The following is a 6,355-nucleotide window of genomic DNA, read 5'->3' as shown; positions in this document are numbered from 1 at the left end:
CAAACACCCTGAAAAACCCCGAGGAGCCGGGGACTTTTATCTGGCCACCAGCGGGGACCACAAACTGGCCGTTGACACCTCGTTGACCCAGGTATCGATCGTCATCGATATGGCCTCCGCCCACGGGCGCAGTGAACCGTCACCCCACCTTGCCCGAGACGATCTTGTTAACGGGGATCGATATGACTGCGGACCGCACCCTCAGCCCTTGTGCGTGATCTCGACTCGCCGATTTCGGGTCCGTCCTGCCGGGTTGTCCTGCCCGTCGATGGAGTTCGGGGTTGCCGGGTCGGCCGAGCCGCGGCCGTCGACGCTGAGGGTGAGGGTGAGGGTGAGCCCGGAGAAACGAACCGGAGGCGAGCATAGAAACAGAGATCTTCATGCACAGTTCAAGATTAAGATCACCTGGAAGTCGATAATCCTGCGCCACGTAGACATATCGATCGACGAACATCCACCACCGACACCCTCCCACATTACAGCCGCAACAGAAAAAACGATAAAATGTCGATCACGCAGCAATCGTCTGCAACCGAATTCGAACAACGCTTCTGTTGCGTCCGCACTCACAGCTGAAAAGAAGAACGACGCCCAAGCCACCGCGGCATGCACGTTTCCCGGAACGCCATCGCTACCGCATAATCAAAAATCGGGAGGACGGTTCAATGATGATGTCACCCTGCAACGCACAGCACTATGAGTTCCTGGCCACCACCTATGATCAACACTGGACTCACAGTGGCACCTTCGTCGACTGGATGACCAGAAAAATCATGGAATCGCTTGCCCTCCGGCCTCACCACCGGATCATCGACGTGGGCTGCGGGACCGGGTTGTACTCTCGTCGTATCGTCGACCTTGTCCGACCGGAGAACTGCATCCTGTGCGTCGATCCGTCCGCAGCCATGCTGGGCCGTCTCGGGTCGACCGCTGGCGTTCGTCCCGTTCTCGCCTCGGCCGAACAGCTCGGCGGAGAACTGCCGGATTTCGCTCCGCTGAACATCTCGCCAGGGTCCTTTGACGCAGTCCTTGTCAAAGAAGCCATTCACCATGTGGCCCCGTCGGATCGCGCACCGACTGTCGGGGGCCTTGGCAACCTGCTGGCCCAAGGCGGCCGCCTGCTCATAGTCATGCTCCCGACCCGGATTCGCTACCCGCTTTTCACCGCCGCCCTGGAGATGTTCGAGGAGCTACAGCCCGATCCGGAGGAAATCATCGGGCACGTCCGTCGAGCTGGGCTGTTGGCGCGTATCGAGTATCACGAGTTTGCGCTGACCATCCCCAAGGACCGCTACCTGGCAATGGTACGCGGCCGGTACATGTCTCTCCTCTCAGCATTCGACGAGGGTGAGATCGAGGCGGGGATACGCGAGATCGACGCCATCCATCCGGAGCAGCTTCTCTCGTTCCCTGACCGCTTCGCCTTCATACTCGGGACCCGCCTGGCGCCGACGCGATGATCTTTTCTGCCCCCGGGCCACCCGGAAGACCGTCCGCCTGACGAGGCGGAAAGCGTACTGGGAAACCTCGGCGCGCTGCCCCGGCAACGTTGTGCCCGACGGCTGTCCGGACACCTCACCACAGCAGGCAACCTCGTCCCTTGAGCAACCTGGGCAACCTGGGCAACCTGGGCAACCTGGGCAACCTGGGCAACCTGGGCAACCTGGAGAAAGGATCGGACAGGCAACCACCTGCGCGACCACCGCCAACCCGAGCGCAGCTGGCGTCACGGCGTGTCGCACGTTCTGGTTGCCTGGAGCCTTCCTCGGCCATAACCACATCTGCTCCATCTCGATGCGGCCATGGCCGCACGTGGACCCGGCCCAGGCCGCTCTGATGGCGGAGCACCGCTGGCGGCGAGATCGGACCCTGGCCGCGGTGATCGCCTGGATGGCGGCGGGTTCGGTCCTCCTCACCGGGCCCGCCAAAGCCGCCACGCCGTCGGAGGCGACCACACCGTGCGCCGGTACTCTCTGGGGAGCCTGCGCCTACCAGTCCGCCCCTGGCGGTTATCGTTACAGGTACAGCTACAAGGACGGCATGGTCGCGCCGGTTCCGGTACCACCGGCCGCTGTCACGGAACCATGTGACGTCAACTGCCCCGTCGACCCGGCTGCGGTCTGCGACCTGCTCACCGCGGTCAGATCTGATCCCGTTATCAGCGGGGCGGAGCGTGCCACGTACGACGGCACTATTTCTGACTGCGGTAGCTATCTGCTTGTCGACAATCCGATTCCGATGTCCCAGGTCCAGACCGCGCTGGCCGCGACCATGCGTGCGGAGCTTCTTCCCAAGCCATCGATCATCGCTGGGACATGGAACCCTCACCTCACCGGATCGGGCTTCCTCTTTCATCCGGGCGGACCCTCCACATACACGGGGGACACCACAGAGTCAGCTCGACCACTCGCGGCCGCCATCCATGCAGCCCCGCAGTACCACTGGGATTTCGGCGACGGCACCGCAGCGGAGACCTCGAACATGGATCTGGCCACCCGAGACCGGGACGGGGGCGACGTGACGCATCACTACAGCAGGCCCGGAGTTTTCCGAGTCACCCTCACAGTGACGTGGGCAGGAACGTTCGTGATCCCCGGTGTCACCCAGCCGCTTCCCCTTCAGCCAGCGCGGCTCACCGCGGCAACCGACGTCTTCGTCGGGAGCATCGAAACGATTGGCGGGTACGCCGGATAGACCGTGTTCCAGGCCAAGGAGCAGGTTGCCTTCGATCACCTTCGAAGCGCACCTTCCCTCCCATGAAATCCGGAATCCGAGGACCAGGATTCCGCCGCCGGCGATGTTGCCCGAGCCCTTTGCCGGCATCGCCCACCCCGGGCAACCCACGCTTGCAGGAACGTTGCCCCTCATGCCGCCGAAGGCAACCAGATTCGCTGGCAATCAGACCGGCAACACGGCCCGTGACGGTGGCTCCACAACCTCGACCACTTCGAGAACGGAGTCCTGATGCCGGCCTCAGCATCTGTTTCACCCGCACGACGTCGCATCGCGGTGTTCGACGCCCTGGAAAACGAATGGGCGCACCTCACGGGCAGCGCCCGATTCCGCTCTGCCACCCGACGCTGGGCCACCGCCGACCCCGCGTTCGGCGGACTGGACTGCCCCGAAAGCATTCGGGTCGCCGGCCAGGACCTCACCGACTACGAGCGGGTCGGTGCGATCACTCTCGCTCTGACCAAGGTCGCGTCCAATGCTCCCGAAGCCACAGTTCAGCAGAACAACGGGACGGCCGACCGCGATCCGGACCAGGACCTCGCCGTGCGCCTTCTGGTGCAGATTCTGCTGCCCGGAGTGAAGGCGTTGTGCACACGATCCCGGTGGATGCACCAGCACCCCGACGGCGGCAGCATCTGGCTGGTCGGGGATATGGAGGAGTGCGCAGCCATCGCCCTGGAACTCCTCATCACCGGAATCCGCGGATACCACTGGCGCATCCGCCGGGGCCCGGCCAACCTCAATCTCCTCAACGACGTCCGCACCCGTTTGACCCGCCAGGTCACGCACGCCCGCTCCGGCGACCACCCGCTCCGACTCGCCAACCCGGACGACAACACCCTCTCCGAGTTCCCCTCCCCCACCGGACCGGACGAACATCTTCTCTACACCGAGGCGCTCGTCGATCTCCTGCGCTGGGCGCTGCATGCCGGTGTGCTGTCCGCCGACGCGGTGCGCCTCATCGCCCGGACCCGCCTCGCCGACCACAGCCCGGACGAACTCGCCGACGAGTTCGGAATCGCGGCGGCCAGCGTCCGGCGCCGCCGCCAGCGCGCGGAGGCCACCCTCGCCGACGCCGCCCGTGCCTGCGGCCGCTGGCCCCTGTCCGCGGCCGCCTGACCGCACCTCTCCCCTGCACTCCCCGCCATGTTTCCGGTGCACGCAGCGTCCGTTCGTCCTGCGCGCGCCAGCCGGATCCGCACCGCCGTCCGACCTCACGCCTCAGCCTGACGAAGGAGTACTTTCCGATGCCGTCCACGCCACAGACCGGCTGGGTTAGGCGCGCCGCCGCCGAGACAAATCGCCTCCGCTCCAGCCGCCAGACCGGTCATTGGTGCGACGCGCCGCTGCCCGATCCGGCTGGCATCGACCCGGCAGACCTGTGGTGAACGGCGCGGTCCCTTCCCCATGCCATCGGGCCGTGCCCATGAACACCTCCGGCGATGTCGCTCAATTCGAGCTCGCCGTGCCTTCCCCCGATATCAGCCGGTACACCGTGCTCTCGTCTGAGTGCCTGTCCTGAATCTTGGTTGCGTGGGCTGCGTGTGGCCTCTCCCTCGCCGTCGAAGGATGGCCGGCCGGAGGCGCACGATCGGCGTGACATCGTCGACGCGATTCTCTACGTGACGCACAACGGGATCGTGTGGCGGGCGCTGCCCGTGGACTTCCCGCCGTGGAAGACCGTCCACGGCATGTTCGACCGGTGGAGACGCAGGGGTGTCACGATCATCGTGCATGACGGTGTACGTGACGAGGTCCGCCGCGCCGAGGGTCGTGACCCGGCGCCCACCGCGGGGGTCATCGACTCCCAGTCGGTCAAGGCCGCGCCCACGGCGAGCGCCGCAACGCGGGGGTACAACGCGGGCAAGAAGGTCAACGGCCGCAAGCGGTTCATCGTTGTCGACACCCTCGGCCTGCTGTTGACCGTCCTGGTCATTCCCGCGGACCGTCAGGACCGCGACGGTGCCCGCCAGCTCCTCGTTGACCACTACTTCACCACCCCGACCTGCAGGTATCTGTTCGCTGACGGAGGCTTCGCCGGCCGGTTCGTTACCTGGGCGGCGACGGTGGTGAGGACGACGGTTCAGATTGTCCGGAAGAAAGAAGGCCAGAAGGGGTTCGAGCCGCTACCCCGACGGTGGGTCGTGGAACGCACCCTGGCCTGGATCACCGCGCACCGCCGCCTCGCTCGCGACTACGAACGCGACCCGGCGAACTCCGAGTCCTTCATCCACTGGGCCATGATCCGCACCATGGTCCGCCGACTGGCCCGCCGCACCCCCGCCACCCGCTGGAGGTGAGTCCCGTTTCTCGGACACCGGCGTAGTAGGGACCTTATCTGGTTTATGCGGCGTCTGCAATGGTCGTATTCGTGGTGTGGTAGAGGTTTTCGACGTGTTCGGGGGTGCGGTAGTGCAGGGTGGAGTGGAGTCGCTGCCGGTTGTAGAAGATCTCGATGTAGTCGGTGATGGCGGTGCGGGCAGCGCGGCGGGTCGGGTAGTTTTCACGGTGAACAAGTTCGTTTTCGAGGGTGCCGAAGAATGATTCCGCGAGGGAATTGTCCCAGCAGACTCCGGTCGCGCCGGCCGAGGGAGACACCTGGTGGTGTTGCAGGGTGCGCTGGTAGGCATCGGACAGGTATTGCGAGGCGCAAGCGCGAGCAGTGGCGGCTGCTCGCCGAGGGAGCGCCCGACGACGCCACCGCCGACTACCTCCACCGCTACTTCGAGCCCACCGCGAAGGCGATCGACGGCCTGGAGAAAGCGCTCGCCGGCCTCGGCCTGCTCGACGACGCCCTCGCGCTCGACCTGCGCAAACCCCAGGACTACTTCCACCGCGGCTGGTCCACCGCCTTCCGCGCCGCCGACCTCGCCGCGCACGGCGACGACGGGTACAGCGGTGAGGAACTGGCGGAGGCCTGCGCGTGAGCACCGAAGCCGCACTGGCCGCCCGCCGCCACGCGACCGAGGCCGCCGTCAAGCGCGTCCACGACGCGATCGCCCGCCTCCACCGGGAGAAAGCCCAGGTCAGCGTCGCCGCCGTCGCCCGTCGGGCCGGGGTTTCCCGAACCTTCGTCTACGACAAGCCAGACGCCAGGGCCGCAGTCGCGACCGCGATCACCGCAGCGGGCGAACGCCGGGTTCAACTGCTCGCCGCCCACGACGACGCACAGCAGGCCTCCTGGCGGGAACGAGCCCTGAACACAGAAGACGGCCTCAAGGCCGCCCACGCCGAAATCCTCGCCCAGCGCACCCGCATCGGCGAACTCCTCGGCCAGGTGCGCGACCTGGAAGCCGAGTGGACCCAGGACGCCATCCAGCGGATCACCACCGAGAACACCACCCTCAAGCAGCGGGTCCGCCAACTCACAGCCGACAACCGCACCCTCGACGAGCGGCTCAAGGCCGCCCGCTCCAACCTCCGCTTCCAGGACCGGCGCGTCGCCGACCTCGAAGCCCGCATCGCCGACCCGGGATCAGCGACCTGACCTGCCCCACTGAGGTCGGGCCGCCGGGAGGTGAGATTTCTCCGGGCGACCCGGCCTTAGAAGGTGTTTGAGATCGTCGGTTAGATGATTCTCTGTAGCGGTCGGGGTCCTGGCCGTCGGGCGGGTGCGCGCCGG

General features: G+C 66.0%; 5 protein-coding genes and 2 pseudogenes. 6 read left to right on the top strand and 1 reads right to left on the bottom strand.

Annotated features, from left to right (window positions below; genetic code table 11):
- Positions 1–665: 665 nt before the first annotated feature.
- From MXD58_RS17305 to MXD58_RS17290, 4 genes and pseudogenes are all read left to right on the top strand, one after another.
- The gene (locus MXD58_RS17305) at positions 666–1,460 is read left to right on the top strand and encodes a class I SAM-dependent methyltransferase (protein WP_248841435.1); all 795 of its coding nucleotides are present in this window, start codon (positions 666–668) and stop codon (positions 1,458–1,460) included.
- A 376-nt stretch (positions 1,461–1,836) separates the two neighbouring features.
- Positions 1,837–2,694, top strand: coding sequence for a PKD domain-containing protein (locus MXD58_RS17300; protein ID WP_250609557.1), 858 nt, complete (start codon positions 1,837–1,839; stop codon positions 2,692–2,694).
- Positions 2,695–2,964: 270 nt separating this feature from the next.
- The gene (locus MXD58_RS17295; RefSeq protein WP_248841437.1) at positions 2,965–3,852 is read left to right on the top strand and encodes a hypothetical protein; all 888 of its coding nucleotides are present in this window, start codon (positions 2,965–2,967) and stop codon (positions 3,850–3,852) included.
- 434 nt (positions 3,853–4,286) lie between these two features.
- Positions 4,287–5,033, top strand: a pseudogene (locus MXD58_RS17290) (IS5 family transposase); the annotation flags it as partial.
- Between the two features lie 43 nt (positions 5,034–5,076).
- Here the strand turns inward: MXD58_RS17290 and MXD58_RS17285 are convergent.
- Positions 5,077–5,379, bottom strand: a pseudogene (locus tag MXD58_RS17285) (integrase core domain-containing protein); the annotation flags it as partial.
- Here MXD58_RS17285 and MXD58_RS17280 point away from each other — a divergent pair.
- Positions 5,274–5,660 (top strand): hypothetical protein, encoded by a 387-nt coding sequence (locus MXD58_RS17280; protein WP_248841439.1) that lies wholly within the window; start codon positions 5,274–5,276, stop codon positions 5,658–5,660. The pseudogene MXD58_RS17285 and the gene MXD58_RS17280 sit on opposite strands and share 106 nt — an antisense overlap.
- Positions 5,657–6,220, top strand: coding sequence for a DUF6262 family protein (locus MXD58_RS17275; RefSeq protein ID WP_248841438.1), 564 nt, complete (start codon positions 5,657–5,659; stop codon positions 6,218–6,220). The genes MXD58_RS17280 and MXD58_RS17275 overlap by 4 nt, the downstream gene beginning before the upstream one ends.
- Positions 6,221–6,355: the final 135 nt, after the last annotated feature.

It is taken from the genome of Frankia sp. AgKG'84/4 (genome assembly GCF_023242965.2).
GTDB lineage: Bacteria > Actinomycetota > Actinomycetes > Frankiales > Frankiaceae > Frankia.
The sequence above is the reverse complement of the archived record's forward strand: the minus strand, read 5'-3'. Positions and strand labels throughout refer to the sequence as shown.